An 18,258-nucleotide genomic window follows, 5' to 3' on the forward strand; every position below is an offset into this window, starting at 1 on the left:
CCAGCATGTTGTTGGCCATCCCCGGTTGCAAGCGGCTTGCCGATGAACGGTTGCATTCGGCTGATTTCCCACAAGTGCGCAAGATTGTTCAAGCCAGAAAGGCGAATTTGCTGGCACAGTCGCCGACCGTTTTCCTGGTTGAAGAACGTTTATGTCTGACTCAGTAATGCCACGCAGTGCGTTCCTTCGTGGCGCTGTGGCGATCCTGCCGTTGTCTCTGGCCACCGCGCCGTGGGGGCTGCTGGCCGGTTCCATGGCGATCGAAGCCAATCTCACGCCGCTGCAAGGTCAAGGTCTGTCGAGCATCGTGTTTGCCGGTGCCGCGCAATTGGTTGCGATCGGCATGCTCAAGGGCGGCGCCGGGATTTTCTCGATTCTGCTGACCACGTTGCTGCTGACGTCGCAGCACTTGCTGTATGGCATGAGCATGCGCTCAGTGATTTCACCGCTGCCGGGGCGCTGGCGAATCGGTTTGGGCTTTTTGCTCACCGATGAGTTGTTTGCGCTGACCAGTCAGCATGACCGTCAGCAGTTCAATCGCTGGTATGCGCTGGGCGTCGGCCTGACGTTTTACCTCGCGTGGAATCTGTTCACCCTGGCCGGCATTGTCCTCGGTAGCAGCATTCCGGGGCTTGAGCATCTGGGGCTGGACTTTTCAATTGCCGCCACGTTTATCGCGTTGATCACGCCGGTGGTGCGTAACGTGCCGACGGTGGTGTGTGTGGCGGTGTCGCTGTTTTGCTCGGTGTTGTTCAGTTACTGGCAATGGGGCTCGGCACTGGTGTTGTCCGGGCTGGCCGGCATGACCGCCGGGTTTATCTGCAACAAGCTGTATCGGGAGCGCACATGATGGTTTGGGCCGTTATTTTTGGCATGGGGATTCTGGTTTTTCTCAACCGCTACGTGTTTCTCGAGCCGCGTTTACCGCTACGTTTAAGTAGCAATGCGCGGCAGTTTCTCGGGTTTGCGGTTCCCGGAATGCTCACCGCCATTTGCGGGCCGATTGTCTTCATGCCCGACAAACAGCTGAATCTGCAGTGGGATAACCCGTATCTGCTTAGTTCACTGGTCGCGATCGCACTGGTGATATATACGCGCAGCACTTTGCTCAGCATGTTGCTGAGCATGGCGTTCTTCTTTCTGCTGCGCTGGTGGTTGTAAGTGGTCCGCTTGAAACTGTTCTACGCTTTAGGGATGACGGTTTACTGATAAAAGGAGGTGCGCATGGCGACTGAGCAAAAGCATCCAGAGACGGATGAGCAAGAGGCTGATGAACCGACTGAGGAGGAAATAGAGCGGGAGAAGCACAAGGAGCAAACCTGGAAGCATGATGACGGCCGGGAGCTGTCAGATCCGGATCGCAAGTTTTAATTGATTTATACGAAAAAGCCCCGCATTTGCGGGGCTTTTTCGTGGTTTCAAAGATCGTCCAGCTGCGTGAAATCGGGGTGTGAGGCCCGAAATCCCAAGGTTCGGTCGATCCAGGCATTGAGCTCGTTGACCATCACCGGCGGGTGGCCGGGATACGCTTCGAGGGTGGTGCGCAGGGTGCGTTCGATATCGGGAACGGTACGCAGGTTTCGGGTCTTGATGTAGTGGCCGATAAAACAGTCGAGTTCAAAGCGTTCTGTCATCGACAGATAAATACACTCCAGGCCGCTGACCTGTTTGATTGCAAAATCGTCGCGCAACTTATTTCTCTGCAAGGCTTGTAGAAGTTGTGGGGGAATTCCTGATTTGTTGACTCTTTGGTCAACTGGTATACCAATCGGAAATGCGGCGCGCATGCTATCCGTAGTGCTTCTAAATGTATGTATGACGGTTGAAATGTCAGACAGGCGGTTAGTTCATTCGAACGTCTGTTTCATCATCGGTGTTTCGTCGTTGAAACACCCGGTGTAACGCTGTGGATTCAAAGCTTTGGTCGTTTTTTAATAACGTGCCGCTCGGGGAAATATTTAGGTGACGGGTTCAATCAATTCGGCGCCCTGATTGCGCGAGTTACCGACAGCTTTGCCGACTTTGTGCCACTCGAACACTTCGCTGCCTTCACCTTCGAACAGCAACATTTGTTCGGCACGCTCGATGGGCGTCGCTGGATCGAGCCATTCGTGCACCCGATCTGCGCGCAACACCACCGGTCGGCGATCATGGATATCGAGCATGCCGCCAGCGGCATCGGCGGTGATGATGACGAAACCGTCGTCATCCCGAGCCGCCGTTTCGGCTGTCGGAAATTGTCCGATGGCCGCGCAGAATACTGGCCCGTGATCCGCGCGACGGATCAGCCATGGTTGGCGGGTTTTGTCCTCGGCGTCGACCCATTCAAACCAGTTATCGACCGGCACAATCAAGCGATGGTGCCAGATCGCCCGAAAGAACCGGCCATGGGCGACTTTCTCCACCCGGGCATTGATGGGTGCGGGGCGATCCCTGGCCCAGTGCGGGCGCCAGCCCCAACGCAGATTGTCGGCATGCAGCTGTTGCCCTTGTTGATGCAGGACGGCCAGCGCGGTGGTCGGCGCCGCGTTGTAGCGATCAAGCGATGCATCGCCGACGTGATTGATCAACGCGTCGGGAATGCTCAGCACCGCGACAAAGTCGTGAATGCCACGGTACTGCGAGAGTCTTCCGCACATGGGCTGAATCTCCGGTGGGATATTTCAGCTTAGTCGCTGGCGTCCTGACCGGTGAACGTGTCGCGCCATTTCAACCAGCGACGTTCGAGCATGGCCAGCAAGCCGTCACTGAGTTTGCCGAGCAAGGCGAGCACGATGATCGCGGCCAGCACGATGTCCGGTCGCGAGGTTTCCCGACCGTCGCTGAGCAGGTAACCCAGGCCCTTGGTCGCCGCGATCAACTCCGCCGCGACGAGAAACATCCACGCCAGGCTCATGCCGCTGCGTAACCCGGTGAACAGGCCGGGCAGGGCGGCCGGTAGCAAGATCCGTCGTACCAGTTGCAGGCGGCTGAAGCCGTAGATGCGGCCGACTTCCACCAGTTTGCGATCAATGTTGCGAATGGCCGCGACGACGTTGACGTACACCGGAAAAAACGCGCCGATGGCGATCAAGACGATTTTCGACGTCTCATCGATGCCCAGCCACAACAGCAGCAGAGGCACCCAGGCCAGGCTCGGAATCGAGCGCAGGGCGGCGAACGTCGGCTCCAGATAGGCCTCGGCTTCACGGCTCAAACCGACCCAGGCAGCAAACACCAATGCCAGACTGGCGCCAATGGCAAAACCCAGCAACACCCGAATCAGGCTGGCGCCAATATGCTTCCACAATGCGCCTTCGGCGAGGTCGGTGAGGGTCAAGGCGATCTCGCTCGGCGCTGGCATCTGGTAGGACGGCAGCCAACCGATGCGTACGATAATTTCCAGTGCGACGATGATCAGCAACGGCAGTGCCAGGCCTTTGCCGCGGCGCTGCCATGTCGGATTCAAACTCGCAGGACGCTGGCGCGGTACGGCAAGTGGCGCGGGCAAGTCTTTGCTGTGAGTGGTCATGATCCTGGCTCCGCTCACGACAAATCCGCGACAGGCGCGGATTTATCGTGAGACTGATCGATTACTGGTGGGCGACGGCTTGCTGCACACCGCTGTCGAGCAATTGATCGATGACTTGATCGACATTCACCCCACGGCGCACCAATTCCTCGGAGAGCAGAATCGGCGCGGCTGCCTTGGAGGCGCTGATGTCCTGACGGGTCAGTTGCGGGCTGCTCAGGTCGGTGCGTGACAGTTGCAACTTGGCCACGTCCAGCGGCAGACCGGATTCCTTGGCCAACAGGGCGGCGAATTCATCGGGGTTTTTCAAGGCCCAGTCGCGCGCCTGTTCATAGGCCTTGATCACGGTGTCGATCGTCTGCGGGTGTTCCTTGGCGTACTGCTCGGTGACGCTGACCACGCCGTAACTGTTGAACGCCGGGTTGCGGTAGAGCAGGCGCGAACCGGCCTGCACCTGACTGGCGGCCATGTGCGGATCGAGTCCGGCCCAGGCGTCGACATCGCCTTTTTCCAGCGCGGTGCGGCCATCCGGGTGTTGCAGATGGACCAGTTCGACATCGTCTTTTTTCAGCCCGGCCTGTTGCAGGCTGCGCAGGGTGAACAGATACGGGTCGGTGCCTTTGGTGGCGGCAATCTTTTTGCCCTTCAGGTCAGCGACGGTCTGGTACGGCGAATCCTTGCGCACCACCAAGGCTGTCCATTCGGCGCGGCTGTAGACGTAGACGGATTTGATCGGGCTGCCATTGGCCCGACTCAGCACGGCCGCGAGGCTGGCACTGGAAGCGAAATCCACGCCGCCACTGTTGAGGTATTCCAGCGAACGGTTGCTGCCTTGGCTCAGTACCCAGCTGACTTTGGTTTGCGGCAAGGCCTTTTCGAGGAAGCCGAAGTGCTTGAGCACCAGACTGACCGGCGAGTAATAGGCGTAGTCGAGATGCACTTCCGCTGGCGCGGTCTCAGTCGCGTGGGCGAACGGTTGCAGACTCAGCAGCATCGCGCTGGCGGCCAGCAGTGTTTTGAAATGAGCAAAGAACGATGTCATGGGGCGCTCCGGCAAAGGCACAGGTTTCTTATGTCCAAAAAGGTATTTTTATCGAATGCTTCCTGCATGAATGGAATATTGCAGGCTCTGTGCCATGTGCTTGTAAGTGCCGGTTTATAAGGGTTTTACGGCTGGAGGCAGGATTTCAGCTGTTGCATGGCCAACAGTGTGGTTCGCCACTGTTGGCCCGCGAACAGCCGGCATCGAGAGTGATGAGCTTATGCATTAATGGAATTTCAAACCGAGAAATAACAGCGTTATGGTCTATGCAATTTCCCTCTGCAGGTCAGCCCATGAAGCTTTCTCGTTTCCTACGCAATGCGCTATTCGCAGCGCTGTTTACCTCGCCGCTTTCCTACGCAGCCGAGCCATTGGTCCTGCATGTCGGCGATCAGAACTACTACAACATCCGTGCGTCGGTGGAGGCCTCCGGCGTGTTGAAAGACGCGCCTTATACCGTCGACTGGAAACACTTCCAGGCCGCAGCACCCTTGGCCGAAGCCTTGCAGACCGGCTCGCTGGATCTCGGCTTTCTAGGTGATTCCGGCTTTTTGTTTCTGGCCGCCAAGCAGGCGCCGGTGAAACTGATCGGCGTCTCGCGGCAGAATCCGGAGACCATCGCGTTGCTGGTGCCGAAGGATTCGCCGGTGAAAACCATCGCCGACCTGAAAGGCAAGAAGGTCGCCTACTGGCCCGGTGCCTGGAGTCAGCAGTTGACCTTGCGTGCTCTTGAGCAGGTCGGTCTGCCGGACAACTATGTCGACTTCGTCAAGCTGATGCCGATCGATGCCGCCGCCGCTTTGCCACAGGGCAGCATTGACGCCTTTCCGGTGTGGGAACCGTACATTTCCCAGCAGATCGTGTTCTCCGGCGCGCGACCAATCCTGACCGCAAAGAATCTGATGCCGGGGCTCAGCGCGATCGCGGCGTCGACGCCGTCCATCGACAGCAAGCGTGCCGCCATTGCGGATTTTCTCGGTCGGTTGAAACTGGCGCGGGCCTGGGTCGACAGCCACACCGATGAGTACGCCGATTTGTGGGCAAAGAAAGCCAATCTCGACCAACAAGTGTCGCGGCACTGGTTGCGGCAGGCGCACATGACGGTCGGGCCGGTGGATCAGCAGGCTGCGACGGACCTGCAAAGCACTGCCGACTTCCTGTTCAAAGTGAAAGCGCTGCCGGCCCCGTTGGCCACGGCAGGGATTATCGACAGGTCTTTTCAGCAGGCATTGACGCACTGAGCGAGCGCCGGAACCAAACCCTGTGTACCTTATCCAACCTCGGCTCACGGATCGGAGCGCAGGGATGGATAAGGGCGAGGGAGTTTTGCCAATCGACAACATGACGGCAGCCGCCGTGCTCAAGGCAAAACATGACCTCCGGATTCAAACTTCTTTGTGCAGCGTTCATTGTTCTCGGGCTGGCCGGTTGCATCGCCGCCCCGATAGAAATGACCGCGCAAACCGAAACACGGCTGAAGACCCAGGCGCCGGTGCGTTTTCTGCTGACGTTCGACGACGGCCCCAGCGCTTCGGGTTTGTGGAATCCGTCGGCCGCGGTACTCGACAGTCTCAAAGACAATCCGCTGCAGCCGGGTATCAAAGCGGTGTTCTTCGTTCAGACGCGTGCTCCGCGAGCGGGCAACAGTGACATCGGTCGCAGCATCATGCGACGTGAACATGATGAGGGGCACATCCTCGCGTTTCACACGGCGACCCATTGGCACACCAATCATCGCTCGCTCGACCCACAACAGCTTGAAGAATCGCTGAGCAACGGCACAGCCGATATCGCCGCCATCACCGGTGCGCCGCCGAAACTGCTACGCCCGCCGTTCTGGAATTACGACAAACGCACCTTCGCGGCCTATCAGCAGCACGGCTTGCACGTTTTGCTCACCGATTTAAGCGCCAATGACGGCAAGATCTGGGGCTTCAACGCCAGCCCGCGACGTCGGGCAAACATGCTGCGGCAGTTGTCGGAAGTCCGTGAACGTATTGCCCTTGGCGAATTGCCGAGCGTGGACGGCGTTATTCCGGTAGTGGTGACGTTTCATGATCTGAACCGCTATACCGCGCGGCACACGCGCGAATACCTGCAGATTCTGCTGGATAGCGCCGCCGCCACGGGCGTGCGGCTGGCAGACAAACCTTTCTACGATGATCACGCTGCACTGGAGAAAGCCGCGTTGGCGCGCACGGTTGAAAACAGCTCGGAGTCGGTGAGTTTGCCGGGGATATGGAACTGGATCTGGGATCACGATGCGCACTGAGGACGAGGTCGGAAGTTGTGATGAACTTGGCATTTTTGTGTCGAGCAAGATGCAAATTGCTCACCTATGCTCTACGAGTCGACCGAATCATCGCCTGTGAGGCGTTCACTCATGCTTGCCATTGACGATATCTGCCGGATTGTCGAGTCCGGCTTTCCTGCGTTCAAGTGCGATTGCATTCCCGGCACGCAGGGTCTGCTGCAAATAAAGGTTTATGAGCCAGACAGCGGGCGCGTCGAATTGCTGCTCAATGGCGTTTCCCCGGAACACCTCGTCACGATCCGTGACATTTCCAACTTCATCGGTGAATTACGCACTGAAATGAGCGCGGGCCGCCGAGCTTTCGCTGGCTAACGCCTCACAAACGCCGTTGAAACGCTTGAACGATGCGCAACGTCGCTTCGCTGGTGTTCAGATTGCCCACCGCGTCCAGCGGATGCCAGATGCAATCGATGATCTCGTTTTGCGGGCGCACCTGCTCAAAGTCCTGCACCGACGCTTCGTAAACATGATGCTGCGTGCTGCCGCTCTGCAGTTCCATCACATACAAGACATCTTCGGCCTCCAGGCCGGTTTCTTCCTGCAATTCGCGCATGGCAGCCTGCGCCCGGGTTTCCCCTGGCTCGACCTTGCCGCCGGGCAATGTCCAGCGGCAGCGGGGTTTGCGCACCAGGAGAATGTGGCGATCCTGTTCGCATATAACGGTTGCACGTACTTTCATCTGTTACCTGCGTTACTGCCTGTCACAAAATAGAAATAAAACTGCAATATTTGAGCCGGGCCTTGAGGGAAAGGTTTCATGGGGATTTGGAGAGTTGGTTTCCGGGAAAAGTGCCGGATCCTTGACCGCCGGGCTGGCGACACCCGGTCGGCCATTCGCGTGGATGAGGGTGTAAGGTAAAAGCGTGAAGCTGGATCTGACCGTTAGCGAAAATGGAGGTGTCCATGAGCATGCCGATGTTGAACAAGATGCACATGAACGGCTATGACGTGCTTAGCGTGAACAATGGCCCATGGCGGGTTTGCACCCAGGGCGATCGGCTGGCGTCGTTTTGCAGCCGGGAAGAGGCGCTGGCCTATGCCGCCGCATTGCCCGGCTACAAAAAGCACTCGACGCGCATGCAAAGTCACAAAAGCCACTGACTGAACGGCTGCAATGAAAGAGCCCCGGCACTTGTCGGGGCTTTTGTTTGGGGGAAGGGATGCAGGTCTCAGTGGACCTTGGTTCGGCTGATGGCGCGGGCTTTCACTTCCTTGGCATACAACTGCAACCGTTCTTCATCACTTTGCAGCACCTCGCAGGATCTCAGCACGGTTTGCGCATCCGCCTCGTTGCCGGATTTGCGCAGTTGTTCGGCGATACGTTTCAGGTCGACCGCCGACCATCTCAAGTCCGATGCGACGCTTTGCAGGTCGCGTTGAAGTTCGTGTTCGTATTCATTGAGCCGCATGATCACCTCCAGAACATTCTCGGTAGAAAAGAGTAGTCGCATTTTCAGGCGATGGACAAAGCGCATTCGTCAGTACGCCCAGCGGTTGTGAAAAGTTGTGCAGATTGCGCCAAGGGCGCGGTGCCACGATGGATGTGCGCCGGGTTACGCGCTACATTCACTTTTTTCAGATCAGGAAAACACTATGCGGATATGGATCGGGACGTTGGCGTTGGCCCTGTTGGCGGGTTGCTCGTTGCCGGCGTCGTTGGTGCCGGGTGAGCCGAATGTCAGCAAGACCAGTGACAAGGCACCCAAGGACTATGCCGCGTGTGTATTACCGTTGTGGCAGAAGGACGTCGCCAAAACCTCGCAGACCTCGATTTCCAACGGCTATCGCATCACCGCGCCAAGCATCATCACGGCCGATGAAATTCTCGATATCGTCAAATACAAGAACGGCAGCCGGGTTTCGTTGTATCAGGGGCCGCCGTGGGCGAAGTCCGGTTCGTTGCGCCAATCGGTACGTGACTGCCTGTAAGCATTTTTTCAGAAACAAAAAAGCAGAAACCGGTTAAACGGTTTCTGCTTTTTTTTGAGGTTTTACCAACCGCTACGTCAGTCGGAAATGTCGGTGAGCGGGATGCTGCCGACGTTGCCCTTTTTCTCCCGCCGATCCTGCATCCAGTCTTCCACTTGCTGACCGAACTCTTTCGGTGCCTTGCGTCCGACCTTCCTTGCGATGTCGAGGATGGTCTGTTGGGCGAGGGCTTCTTCCATGCGTTTTTGCGCGGTCATCATTGCGCCGTGAATCGAGCAAGTGCCGTCGACGGCCCACTCTGGCGGGTTGCCGTCAAACAACGCACAGCGTCCGCGAATGTCGCGGCACTCGAAAATATTCTTGCGCCCGTCGATGGCGTTAACGATGTCGAGCAGGCTGATTTCATCGGCCGGCCGCGCCAGGCTGAATCCGCCGCGCACGCCTTCTGAAGCCACCACCAGTTTGCCCTTGGCCAGTTTGGTAAAAATTTTTGCCAGGTATTCCAAAGGCACGCCTTGCAATTCCGCGAGGTCACGCACGCTGGCCTCACGGGTATCGCCGTTGCTGGTGACCAGAAAAGCCAGGCAGTGGATGCCGTATTCGACGCCTGCACTGTAGAGAGACATAAATAAGTCCGACTTGATTTGTCGTAAATACTACCAGCCTGATCGGTCCCCGGCAATCCGCTCGATTCGGTAGAGCGTCATGAATATCAGCTGTTTCACTTGCAAATACCAGAGATCGCTGCAGCATCGAGTTGGATTTGATATCTGTAAATCCGATCAAACCTATCGGATAATCTGACTTGTTGATTTTATATCCGACCAATAGAGTCGGCGCTATCGAGTCGGGATGACTGGCTCACGACAAATTCGATTTCACCTCTTTCAATCGCTGGGCGTTTTCTGGAGAAACACAATGAAGCAGCAGATTCTGATTGTCGGCGCCGGGTTTGGCGGCATGTGGTCGGCGTTGAGCGCTACGCGTCTGGTCGACCTGCACAATCGCAACGACGTCGAAATCAGCGTACTCGCACCGCAAGCCGAGCTGCGCGTGCGTCCACGTTTCTATGAACCCAATGCGCATCAACTGGCCGCACCGCTGCATGAACTGTTCGAAGCAGTCGGCGTTCACTTCATCAAGGGCGCGGCGGAAACCATCGACGTGGCGAACAAAACCGTCGGTTACTCCGATGCTGCGGGCGGCGAGCAAGTGTTCCACTACGACAAACTCGTTCTGGCCAGCGGCAGCGGTCTGGCACAGTCGGCCACGCCGGGTGTCGCTCAATACGCCTTTGACGTTGACCAGATCGAAGCGGCGATTCGACTGGAGACCCATCTGAAAGCCCTGAAAGATCAGTCTGACAGCAAGTCACGCAACACGGTGGTCGTAGCTGGCGGTGGTTTTACCGGGATTGAAACGGCCACCGAGATGCCGGGGCGACTGCGCGAGATTCTTGGTGAGCAGGCGGATATCAAGGTGATCATCGTTGATCGCGGCGCGAAGATCGGCGCGTCGATGGGCGAAGAGATCAGCCAATCGATTCTCGAAGCCAGCGAAGCGTTGGGCGTTGAATGGCGTTTGGCTGTGTCGGTACAGTCGGTGGATGCCAACGGCGTGACGCTTTCGGATGGTCAGCACATCGAAGCGAAAACCGTGGTCTGGACCACCGGTGTACGCGCCAGTTCGCTGACCGAGCAGATTCCCGCTGAACGTGACAAGCAAGGTCGCCTGCACGTCGACGCGCACCTGAAAGTCATCGGTCAGGACGACATCTTCGCCACCGGCGATGTCGCTTACGCCGCCACCGACAACATCGGCAACTATGCACTGATGACCTGCCAGCACGCGATCTCGCTGGGCCGGCACGCCGGCAACAACGTCGCAGCGCAGATTCTTGGTGTCGACCCGACACCGTACAGCCAGCCGAAATACGTCACCTGCCTGGACCTCGGCGCCTGGGGCGCGGTGTACACCGAAGGCTGGGATCGTCAGGTGAAGCTGGTCAAGCAGGAAGGCAAAACCCTGAAGACGCAGATCAACACCCAGTGGATCTACCCGCCGGCGGCTGATCGCGTTAGCGCATTGGCGGCGGCTGATCCGCTGATTCCTGTGGTCGCGTAACAAACTCCGCCTCAATCGATCCCGCTCCCTGAGCGGGATTTTTTTGCACTCGCAAAAGGGCTATGACTAAAACTCATTGCCCCATGATTTTTAATGGTTACGGCCGGCTCCAGCCCCGGTGTTAAAAAATCGCAAACACAGCTCATCAATAACAACCAGAGAGCGTTTGCAGCCATGTCCCGTTTCTTCCGCCGTCTCTCCCCGCGCCTGTTATTGACCGCGCTCGCCGCCCGGCCTGCGTGAGCTATCGAACATCCCTCGTATCGCACAAGAGTAATGACTGATGAAAGAACTCGACCTGTACATCGGTGAAGGTTTCGAAGGCCCGGGCGTGAACGCCGCACACATCAATATTCTGATCGGCCCGCGCAATGGCCCGGCGGGGCAGGCGTTCGCCAACAGCCTCGCATCGCCTAGCCAGGGCCACTGCCCGTTCATGGTGATCGCGCAACCGAACATCCCGGTCAAGCCGATGACCCTGTACGTCAACAAAGCCGCCATCAGCAGCGACCTGCACGGCAACGCCACGTGGGGTGCCTCGCAAGCCGGGATCGCCAAAGCCGTGCTCGAAGCGCTGCTCGACGGCACGCTGCCGCCGGAAGCCGAAGACGAGTGGGCGATCGTCACCGCGAACTGGGTCAATCCGGCTTGCGACGACCTCGACGCGGTGTACCTGAACAACTACAACGCCTGCCGCACGGCGATCCGCGCGGCCCTGACCGGCAAGCCGGAAACTGCGCAATTGAAAGATGTCGTTGCGCACATCAGCAACCCTTTCTACACGCCAAAAGCCTGAGGTCGACGCCATGCAATACATCCGTTTGGGCAACTCCGGCCTGCAGGTTTCGCGTCTGTGCCTGGGCACGATGAACATGGGCACGCCGGACTGGAAACCGTGGATCTTCAACGAAAAACAGAGCGAGCCGATCGTCGCCCACGCCTTGGATAACGGCGTGAATTTCATCGACCTCGCCGACTTCTATTCCGCCGGTGTCGGCGAAGAAGTGGTCGGGCGCATCGTCAAGCGTCTGGCCCGCCGCGAAGACCTGGTGATCACCACCAAGGTCGGTTACGGCACCCGCAGCGGCATCAATGCCAGCGGCCATTCGCGCAAGCACATCATGGACAGCATCGACGCTTCGCTGAAGCGTCTGGACATGGGTTACGTCGATGTGTTCATGCTGCATTACTTCGATGTGAACACCCCGGTCGAAGAAACCATGGGCGCGCTGAACGACATCGTGCGCTCGGGCAAGGCACGTTACATCGGCGTGTCGACCATGCTCACCGGGCAACTGGCGAAAATCCTCATGGCCTGCGAGCGCAACGGTTGGGTCAAGCCGATCAACATGCAGCTGCAACTGAACTGCGCTTACCGCGAAGAAGAGCGCGAGATGATTCCGTTCTGCCGCGATCAGGGGATTGGCGTTTCGGTGTTCAGTCCCTTGGCGCGCGGTCTGTTGACTGGCGACGTGCAGTCGACCCGTAACCAGACCGACTTCTTCACTCAGCAGATGTACAGCGACGAAGCCTCGTTCGAAATCGCCCACTCGGTGCAGCGCGTAGCCCGTGCTCGCGGTGTATCGAATGCGCAGATCGCCCAGGCGTGGGTGGCCAATCATCCGGGTGTTGACTGCATGCTGGTTGGCGCTGACACCACCGCGCAATTCGACAGCGCATTGGCTGCACTCGAGACCCGACTTGATGCTGATGAGCTGTATGAACTGGAGCGCAATTACACCCCCTGCGATGTGATCAACGACTACACCGCCGGTAAACGCATCCTGCGCTCGGCGCGTCCGGGGCTGGAGCGGTTCACTTTGCAGGGAGCGGTGGCATGAGCGATTTGATCCGACACGGCAACTTTATTGACGGCCAGTGGGGGCAGGGCGGTGCGACCTATCAGGTGCGCAATCCGGCCAACGGCGAGCTGATCACTGAGGTGCAGAAGGCTGGCGCCGAAGAGACCAACCTCGCCATCGACGCTGCCCACCGCGCACTGTCGGCGTGGCGCAAATTGACCGCGAAGGAACGCAGTCAACGCCTCAAGCGCTGGAGCGAGTTGATGCTCGCCAGCCAGAAAGATCTGGCCACGTTGCTCAGCCGCGAACAAGGCAAGCCGCTGGCCGAGGCCATGGGCGAAGTGGTTTACGCAGCGAGTTTTCTCGAGTGGTTTGGCGAAGAAGCCAAGCGTGCCTACGGTGATGTGATCCCGAGTCACAAGGCCGATGCGCGGATCATTGTGGTCAAGGAAGCCATCGGCGTGGTCGCGGCGATCACCCCGTGGAACTTCCCGTTGGCGATGGTCACCCGCAAAGTCGGCCCGGCGCTGGCGGCGGGCTGCACGATGATTCTCAAGCCTTCGGAAGAGACGCCGCTGTCGGCATTTGCCTTGGCCGTATTGGCCGAGCAAGCAGGGATTCCGGCCGGCGTGTTCAACATCGTGTCCGGCGATGCCTTCGCCATCGGTGGCGCGCTGCAGGCGTCCAGTATTGTGCGCAAACTGTCGTTCACCGGCTCAACCCGCACCGGCAAACTGCTCATGCGCCAAGCTGCCGACACCTTGAAAAAAGTCTCGCTGGAACTGGGTGGCAACGCGCCGTTCATTGTCTTCGACGATGCCGATCTGGATGCTGCGGTCAAAGGCGCGATGGCCTCGAAGTTCCGCAACACCGGGCAGACCTGCGTCTGTGTGAATCGCTTCTTTATTCAGGACGGCGTTTACGAGGCCTTCACCGGCAAGCTCGCCGAAGCGGTGGCGGCGATGCGCGTCGGCAATGCGCTGGACGGTGAAACCGAACAGGGGCCGCTGATCAACAGTGCGGCGCTGGCCAAGGTCGAAAGCCATGTCAGCGATGCTCTAGAGAAGGGTGCGACGCTGTTGTGCGGCGGCCGTCGCCACGCCTTGGGCGGTACGTTCTATGAGCCGACCATCCTTACCGAAGTCAACGGCGACATGCTGATTGCCCAGGACGAAACGTTCGGCCCGGTGGCGGCTTGCTTCCGTTTCAAGGACGAGGCCGAAGTGCTGGCACGGGCCAATGACACGCCATTCGGTTTGTCGGCGTACTTCTACAGCCGCGACATCGGCCGGGTCTGGCGCATGGCCGAAGGGCTGGAGGCGGGCATGGTCGGGATCAACGAAGGGATCATCTCCACCGAGGTGGCACCGTTCGGCGGGATCAAGGAATCGGGCCTCGGCCGCGAAGGTTCGAAGTACGGGCTGGATGACTATCTGGAGATCAAATATCTGTTGATGGGGGGTCTGTAACCCTCAACGAAAATCCCTTTGTGGGAGCAGACTTGCTCCCACATACAAACAAGCAAGAGCAATCGGTTTCTCCGTCAATAACAACAATTGGAGACGAACATGTCCGCTCAACCCATAAAAATCGACGACCTGCCGATCGGCCGGTTCCACATCAAGATCGCCGGTCTGACCTTCGGCGCGCACTTCACCGACGGCTACATTCTTGGCCTGATCGGCATCGCCTTCACCTTGCTCAGCCCGCAAATGCAACTGGACGCGTTCTGGCAAGGATTGATCGGCGCGTCGGCATTGATCGGGCTGTTTCTCGGCAGTCTGTTTTTCGGCTGGATCTCGGACAAGGTCGGCCGGCAGAAAATCTTTCTGGTCAGTTTTGTGCTGATCACCGTGGCCTCGGTGATGCAGTTTTATGTCGAAACAGCGATGAGTCTGTTTCTTTGCCGAGTGCTGATCGGCATCGGCTTGGGCGGCGACTTCAGCGTCGGCCACGCGATGCTGGCCGAGTTCTCGCCGAAGAAACATCGCGGCGTTTTGCTGGGTTCGTTCAGCGTGATCTGGACCTTTGGTTATGTTGCCGCGACCTTCGTTGGCACCGCAATGCTCAGCCTTGGCGATGACGCCTGGCGCTGGATGCTGGCCTCCTCGGCAATCCCTGCAGCGTTAATTCTGATCGCGCGCATCGGCACGCCGGAATCGCCACGCTGGCTGGTCAATCAGGGGCGCATCGCCGAGGCACGGGCGATCGTCAAAAAGCATCTGGGTGACAACGTTGAACTCGACGAAACCCGCTCCACGGAAACCCGATCGGGTTATGCGGTGCTGTTCAGCCGTGAATATCGCAAGCGCACGGCGTTCAACTGCCTGTTTTTCGTGTGCATCGTGATGCCGTACTTCGCCATCTATACGTTCCTGCCGTCGATCCTGCAGAAGATGGGCCTGGCCGAAGGCTTCGGCACTGAGTTGATGTTGAACATGTTGCTGATCCTCGGCGCGCTGATCGGCATCTGGTGCACGATCAAATTCACCCGGCGCGGCTTCCTCATCAACTCGTTCATCATTCTGGCGGTGGCGTTGTTTCTGCTGGCGGTACTGCCGGGCAGTGCGGCGTGGCTGATGGTGCTGGTGTTTGGCCTGTTCACCTTGGTGCTGTCGGCGGTGAGCAATCTGGTCGGGGTGTTTCCGGCCGAGAGCTTTCCGACTGAGGTTCGCGCCAGTGGTATCGGGCTGGCAACGGCAGTGAGTCGCTTGGGTTCGGCCGTCAGTACGTTTCTGTTGCCGGTGAGTGTGGCCGGGATCGGCTTGAGTCCGACCATGGGCATTCTCGCGGCGATTCTGGCGATTGGCGCATGGCTGTCGTGGGCGTGGGCGCCGGAGACCAAGTCGCTGACGTTGAGCCAGGCGTGCAAGGCGCAGAATCCGGTGGAGGGGGGGGCGATTGTCGTGAGTAAAGTCGCCACGCCGATTTGATGTGTAAGGCTTAAAACCTCCCCCTCACCCCAGCCCTCTCCCCAGAGGGGCGAGGGGGAAAGGGGGCCGATCTTTGTGGCTTTCAACATTTGCGTTCGACTCGAGATTTCAGATCGGTGTCCCCCATACATTCACCCCGGCCAGTTCCCTCTTCCTTTGTGGGGCGAGGGGGAAAGGGGGGGCGATCTATGTAGTATTCAAAATCTACGTTCGACTCGGTATCTCAGGTCGGCGTAGTTCGAATAATCACCTCGGTCAGTTCCCTATCCCTCCGGGAGAGGGCTAGGGTGAGGGGCTCTTTCAGGGGTTACTCACCAGACTCAGCCAGTCAGTAAACAGCTTCACCTTCGACAATCCCTGCTTGTCATTCGCCACATCCAGCCAGTAGCCGTAAGGCCCGATCACTTCAATCGGAGTGATCGGCACAAGGCTGCCATTGGCCAGTTCCTTCTCGATCATCTGCCGATCAATCACCGCCAGTCCGCCACCGGCCAGCGCGGTGTGGATCACCTGATCGAGCGTGCTGAATTCCAGCCCCTGTCCCGCCTCGATATCTTCACGACCCATCGCCGCCAGCCAGTTTTCCCAGACCTTCAGACGCTTGCCGTCATGCAGGATGTGCAGCAATGGAAACTCGCGCAGATCCGGCGCTTGATCGCCATTGAACAGTTCTGGACTGGCCACGGCGATGTGCCGCTCCATCACCAGCAATTGACTGGCGCATTGGGTGGATGCCGCGAGACCGAAACGGATGTGACAGTCGATTTCCGCGAGGCTGTCGTGGCTGGCCTGATTGGTCACGCTGAGGCTGATGTCCGGGTAGCGCTGGCAGAACGCGCGCAGGTGTGGCGACAGCCAGCGCGTGGCCCAGGTGGGCGGAGCGAGTACGCGCAGGCGCTGGCGCAGATTGGGCACGCGTACCGCTTGCAGGGCGCGTTCCATATGATCGAAGGCTTCGGCCAGATGCGGCTTGAGGTTGCTGCCGGCTTCGGTCAGCGACAGGCCTTGCGGGGTGCGCACGAACAGGGCGACGCCGAGGTAGTCTTCGAGCTGTTTGATCTGACGACTGACTGCGCCCTGGGTGACGTTCAGGCCGAGTGCGGCCTGGCTGAAACTGCGATGACGCGCGACTTCTTCGAACACGCGCAGGGTGTTGAGGGAGGGCAGTTGACGCATGGAGGCAGAACCCCGATCGAGCGTTTGGCTCGGTTTGTTTTTGTAGGTTTTGTTTGTAGGGGGTATCTGACTATTGCGCAGGGTTTGATGCAAGGGTTGTTTGTGCCGGCGCCATCGCGAGCAGGCTCGGCCCCACATTGAAATGCATTCCAAGTGTAGAAGTGAGCCTGCTCGCGATAGCTATTTCATGAATTCGAACAATCTGGATCAGAAGTAGTAGCCAACGTTCACATACACCTGGTTCTCCCACTGATCCAGCCCGCCGGCACCCAGGCTCTGGGTATAGCTGCTGCCGCCAATGTACGGATCATTGCGGCCAAACAGCCACTCGGCAGCAACCCACAGTTTGCTGACCGAAAACGAGCTGCCGAGGATCATCCGCTCTGATGTCTTGAAGCCGCTGGCGGATTTGTCGAAGGCGCTGTAGTTGGCGTAAAGCTTGACCCCGCTGACCTTATCGAAGAGGTATTTGCCCGCCACGTCATAGCTCAAGTCCGCGACGTATAGATTGCCGCGACTGGCGACATTGTAAGTACCGTCATACCCGCCCAACGTCACTACTTCATCACTGCCTGGATTGCGCGGCGACATCTGCTGCCGCGCCGCTTGCAGTTGCACGCCCCAAGGCCCGTTCTTGCCCAGATAGTGAATGGCCACGGCGTTGCGCCGGCCATCGTTGTTGGTGTCGCGGTTCTGCAGGCTTGAAGTCAGGCCGGAGACGCCGACCTCGGACTTCCACGGGCCCAGATCAAGTGCCTTGGCCACGCGCAGCACCACCGTGTCGCGTTCCTGGTTGTCGCTGCCGTCAGCCACGTAACTGTCGGCCTCGGAGACAATGCTGGAATAGCTCACGCCATTGCTGGTGCCTTTGCCTTGCCATGCCGGGCGCAGGTAGTAGCCGGCCTGGAGGTTCCAGTCGCCGCTTTGCTGGATGTACTTGGCGCCGACTTGCTGCACCTCTTCAAGGCCAATGACGTTGCCGAGGGTTTCGTAAAAAGTACTGCCGAAGTACGGCTGCAAACCGAACGGCACGGTGTTCAGGCCGACTTGTACTTGCTGATCGGGATTGAACTTGTAGCCGGCCCAGGCGAACTTGGCGAACTGGATATCGCCGTAGTTTTTTGTGTACTGGTAAGGGTAGGAGCGACCGTAGAAGCGGTACTGCGCCTCACCGATCCAGCTGTCGGAATTGTACTTGGCGCTGAGGAATACCGTGTCGAGGCCGAACTTCTGAATATCGCGATCCGGGTCGAGATCCCAGCGCGCACGAATGGCGCCGCCCAGATCGAGATTGTCGGTGACCTGCACGGCCATCGCCGGGGCGGCAATGCTGCAGAACAGAGCGATGGAAGTGCTGCGCAAGCGCAAGGAAGCAGAGAAGGGCATGGAGCGGCTCTCGATTGTTTTTATTAGAGATGCCGCGCAGT

The 18,258-nt window shown here is 58.5% G+C and carries 23 protein-coding genes; 14 read left to right on the forward strand and 9 right to left on the reverse strand.

Annotation, left to right across the window (positions count from 1 at the left end):
• Positions 1–5 precede the first annotated feature (5 nt).
• The 4 genes from U6037_RS11390 to U6037_RS11405 all read left to right on the forward strand — a co-directional run bounded on the left by U6037_RS11390 (position 6) and on the right by U6037_RS11405 (position 1,371).
• A complete protein-coding gene (locus U6037_RS11390) occupies positions 6–167 on the forward strand; it encodes a hypothetical protein (RefSeq protein ID WP_322846808.1) in 162 nt (53 codons plus the stop codon).
• Positions 152–850 (forward strand): AzlC family ABC transporter permease, encoded by a 699-nt coding sequence (locus U6037_RS11395; RefSeq protein WP_322846809.1) that lies wholly within the window; start codon positions 152–154, stop codon positions 848–850. Before U6037_RS11390 ends, U6037_RS11395 begins: the two co-directional genes overlap by 16 nt.
• Positions 850–1,161 carry an AzlD domain-containing protein gene (locus U6037_RS11400; protein WP_322847308.1) on the forward strand — a complete coding sequence of 104 codons (312 nt, stop codon included), beginning with the start codon at positions 850–852 and terminating at the stop codon, positions 1,159–1,161. Before U6037_RS11395 ends, U6037_RS11400 begins: the two co-directional genes overlap by 1 nt.
• Before the next feature lie 63 nt (positions 1,162–1,224).
• Positions 1,225–1,371 carry a hypothetical protein gene (locus U6037_RS11405; protein WP_322846810.1) on the forward strand — a complete coding sequence of 49 codons (147 nt, stop codon included), beginning with the start codon at positions 1,225–1,227 and terminating at the stop codon, positions 1,369–1,371.
• Positions 1,372–1,418: 47 nt separating this feature from the next.
• On the opposite strand, the gene U6037_RS11410 is transcribed toward U6037_RS11405, so the two are convergent.
• The 4 genes from U6037_RS11410 to U6037_RS11425 all read right to left on the reverse strand — a co-directional run bounded on the left by U6037_RS11410 (position 1,419) and on the right by U6037_RS11425 (position 4,553).
• Complete coding sequence (locus U6037_RS11410; protein ID WP_322847309.1) at positions 1,419–1,691, reverse strand: hypothetical protein; 273 nt, start codon at positions 1,689–1,691, stop codon at positions 1,419–1,421.
• 267 nt (positions 1,692–1,958) lie between these two features.
• Entirely contained in the window at positions 1,959–2,639 is a 681-nt protein-coding gene (locus tag U6037_RS11415) for an SOS response-associated peptidase (RefSeq protein ID WP_322846811.1), read from the reverse strand.
• A 29-nt stretch (positions 2,640–2,668) separates the two neighbouring features.
• Positions 2,669–3,511, reverse strand: a complete 843-nt coding sequence (locus U6037_RS11420) for an ABC transporter permease (protein ID WP_322846812.1) — start codon at positions 3,509–3,511, stop codon at positions 2,669–2,671.
• Between the two features lie 61 nt (positions 3,512–3,572).
• Positions 3,573–4,553, reverse strand: coding sequence for an aliphatic sulfonate ABC transporter substrate-binding protein (locus tag U6037_RS11425; protein ID WP_322846813.1), 981 nt, complete (start codon positions 4,551–4,553; stop codon positions 3,573–3,575).
• 293 nt (positions 4,554–4,846) lie between these two features.
• Between U6037_RS11425 and U6037_RS11430 the strand changes: the two genes are divergently transcribed.
• From U6037_RS11430 to U6037_RS11440, 3 genes are all read left to right on the forward strand, one after another.
• A complete protein-coding gene (locus U6037_RS11430; RefSeq protein WP_322846814.1) occupies positions 4,847–5,794 on the forward strand; it encodes an ABC transporter substrate-binding protein in 948 nt (315 codons plus the stop codon).
• 131 nt (positions 5,795–5,925) lie between these two features.
• Entirely contained in the window at positions 5,926–6,825 is a 900-nt protein-coding gene (locus U6037_RS11435) for a polysaccharide deacetylase family protein (protein WP_322846815.1), read from the forward strand.
• Between the two features lie 111 nt (positions 6,826–6,936).
• A complete protein-coding gene (locus tag U6037_RS11440; RefSeq protein ID WP_322846816.1) occupies positions 6,937–7,179 on the forward strand; it encodes a DUF1652 domain-containing protein in 243 nt (80 codons plus the stop codon).
• 4 nt (positions 7,180–7,183) lie between these two features.
• Here U6037_RS11440 and U6037_RS11445 read toward each other — a convergent pair whose 3' ends face one another.
• The gene (locus tag U6037_RS11445) at positions 7,184–7,546 is read right to left on the reverse strand and encodes an NUDIX hydrolase (protein ID WP_322846817.1); all 363 of its coding nucleotides are present in this window, start codon (positions 7,544–7,546) and stop codon (positions 7,184–7,186) included.
• A 224-nt stretch (positions 7,547–7,770) separates the two neighbouring features.
• On the opposite strand from U6037_RS11445, the gene U6037_RS11450 reads away from it, so the two are divergent.
• Positions 7,771–7,968, forward strand: coding sequence for a DUF2188 domain-containing protein (locus tag U6037_RS11450; protein WP_322846818.1), 198 nt, complete (start codon positions 7,771–7,773; stop codon positions 7,966–7,968).
• A gap of 68 nt (positions 7,969–8,036) precedes the next feature.
• Here the strand turns inward: U6037_RS11450 and U6037_RS11455 are convergent, their stop codons facing one another.
• Positions 8,037–8,276, reverse strand: coding sequence for a hypothetical protein (locus U6037_RS11455; RefSeq protein WP_008085812.1), 240 nt, complete (start codon positions 8,274–8,276; stop codon positions 8,037–8,039).
• A gap of 184 nt (positions 8,277–8,460) precedes the next feature.
• On the opposite strand from U6037_RS11455, the gene U6037_RS11460 reads away from it, so the two are divergent.
• Positions 8,461–8,796, forward strand: coding sequence for a hypothetical protein (locus tag U6037_RS11460; RefSeq protein ID WP_322846819.1), 336 nt, complete (start codon positions 8,461–8,463; stop codon positions 8,794–8,796).
• A 77-nt stretch (positions 8,797–8,873) separates the two neighbouring features.
• Here the strand turns inward: U6037_RS11460 and U6037_RS11465 are convergent, their stop codons facing one another.
• Entirely contained in the window at positions 8,874–9,422 is a 549-nt protein-coding gene (locus tag U6037_RS11465; protein ID WP_242206278.1) for an RrF2 family transcriptional regulator, read from the reverse strand.
• Positions 9,423–9,714: 292 nt separating this feature from the next.
• Here U6037_RS11465 and U6037_RS11470 point away from each other — a divergent pair, with 292 nt between their 5' ends.
• The 5 genes from U6037_RS11470 (at position 9,715) to U6037_RS11490 (ending at position 15,655) form a co-directional block, all read left to right on the forward strand.
• Entirely contained in the window at positions 9,715–10,920 is a 1,206-nt protein-coding gene (locus U6037_RS11470; protein ID WP_322846820.1) for an NAD(P)/FAD-dependent oxidoreductase, read from the forward strand.
• 283 nt (positions 10,921–11,203) lie between these two features.
• Positions 11,204–11,716 carry a formaldehyde-activating enzyme gene (fae, locus tag U6037_RS11475; protein WP_093437400.1) on the forward strand — a complete coding sequence of 171 codons (513 nt, stop codon included), beginning with the start codon at positions 11,204–11,206 and terminating at the stop codon, positions 11,714–11,716.
• Positions 11,717–11,726: 10 nt separating this feature from the next.
• Positions 11,727–12,761 carry an aldo/keto reductase gene (locus U6037_RS11480; protein WP_322846821.1) on the forward strand — a complete coding sequence of 345 codons (1,035 nt, stop codon included), beginning with the start codon at positions 11,727–11,729 and terminating at the stop codon, positions 12,759–12,761.
• The gene (locus U6037_RS11485) at positions 12,758–14,191 is read left to right on the forward strand and encodes an NAD-dependent succinate-semialdehyde dehydrogenase (protein WP_322846822.1); all 1,434 of its coding nucleotides are present in this window, start codon (positions 12,758–12,760) and stop codon (positions 14,189–14,191) included. The genes U6037_RS11480 and U6037_RS11485 overlap by 4 nt, the downstream gene beginning before the upstream one ends.
• Positions 14,192–14,290: 99 nt before the next feature.
• Positions 14,291–15,655 carry an MFS transporter gene (locus tag U6037_RS11490; RefSeq protein WP_322846823.1) on the forward strand — a complete coding sequence of 455 codons (1,365 nt, stop codon included), beginning with the start codon at positions 14,291–14,293 and terminating at the stop codon, positions 15,653–15,655.
• 300 nt (positions 15,656–15,955) lie between these two features.
• Here the strand turns inward: U6037_RS11490 and U6037_RS11495 are convergent, their stop codons facing one another.
• Together U6037_RS11495 and U6037_RS11500 are read right to left on the reverse strand one after the other, a co-directional pair.
• On the reverse strand, positions 15,956–16,831 hold the full coding sequence (locus U6037_RS11495; RefSeq protein WP_322846824.1) for a LysR substrate-binding domain-containing protein: 876 nt from the start codon (positions 16,829–16,831) through the stop codon (positions 15,956–15,958).
• A gap of 207 nt (positions 16,832–17,038) precedes the next feature.
• A complete protein-coding gene (locus tag U6037_RS11500; protein ID WP_322846825.1) occupies positions 17,039–18,217 on the reverse strand; it encodes a hypothetical protein in 1,179 nt (392 codons plus the stop codon).
• Positions 18,218–18,258 lie beyond the last annotated feature (41 nt).

The sequence above is a fragment of the Pseudomonas sp. B33.4 genome, assembly GCF_034555375.1.
Taxonomy (GTDB): Bacteria; Pseudomonadota; Gammaproteobacteria; order Pseudomonadales; family Pseudomonadaceae; genus Aquipseudomonas.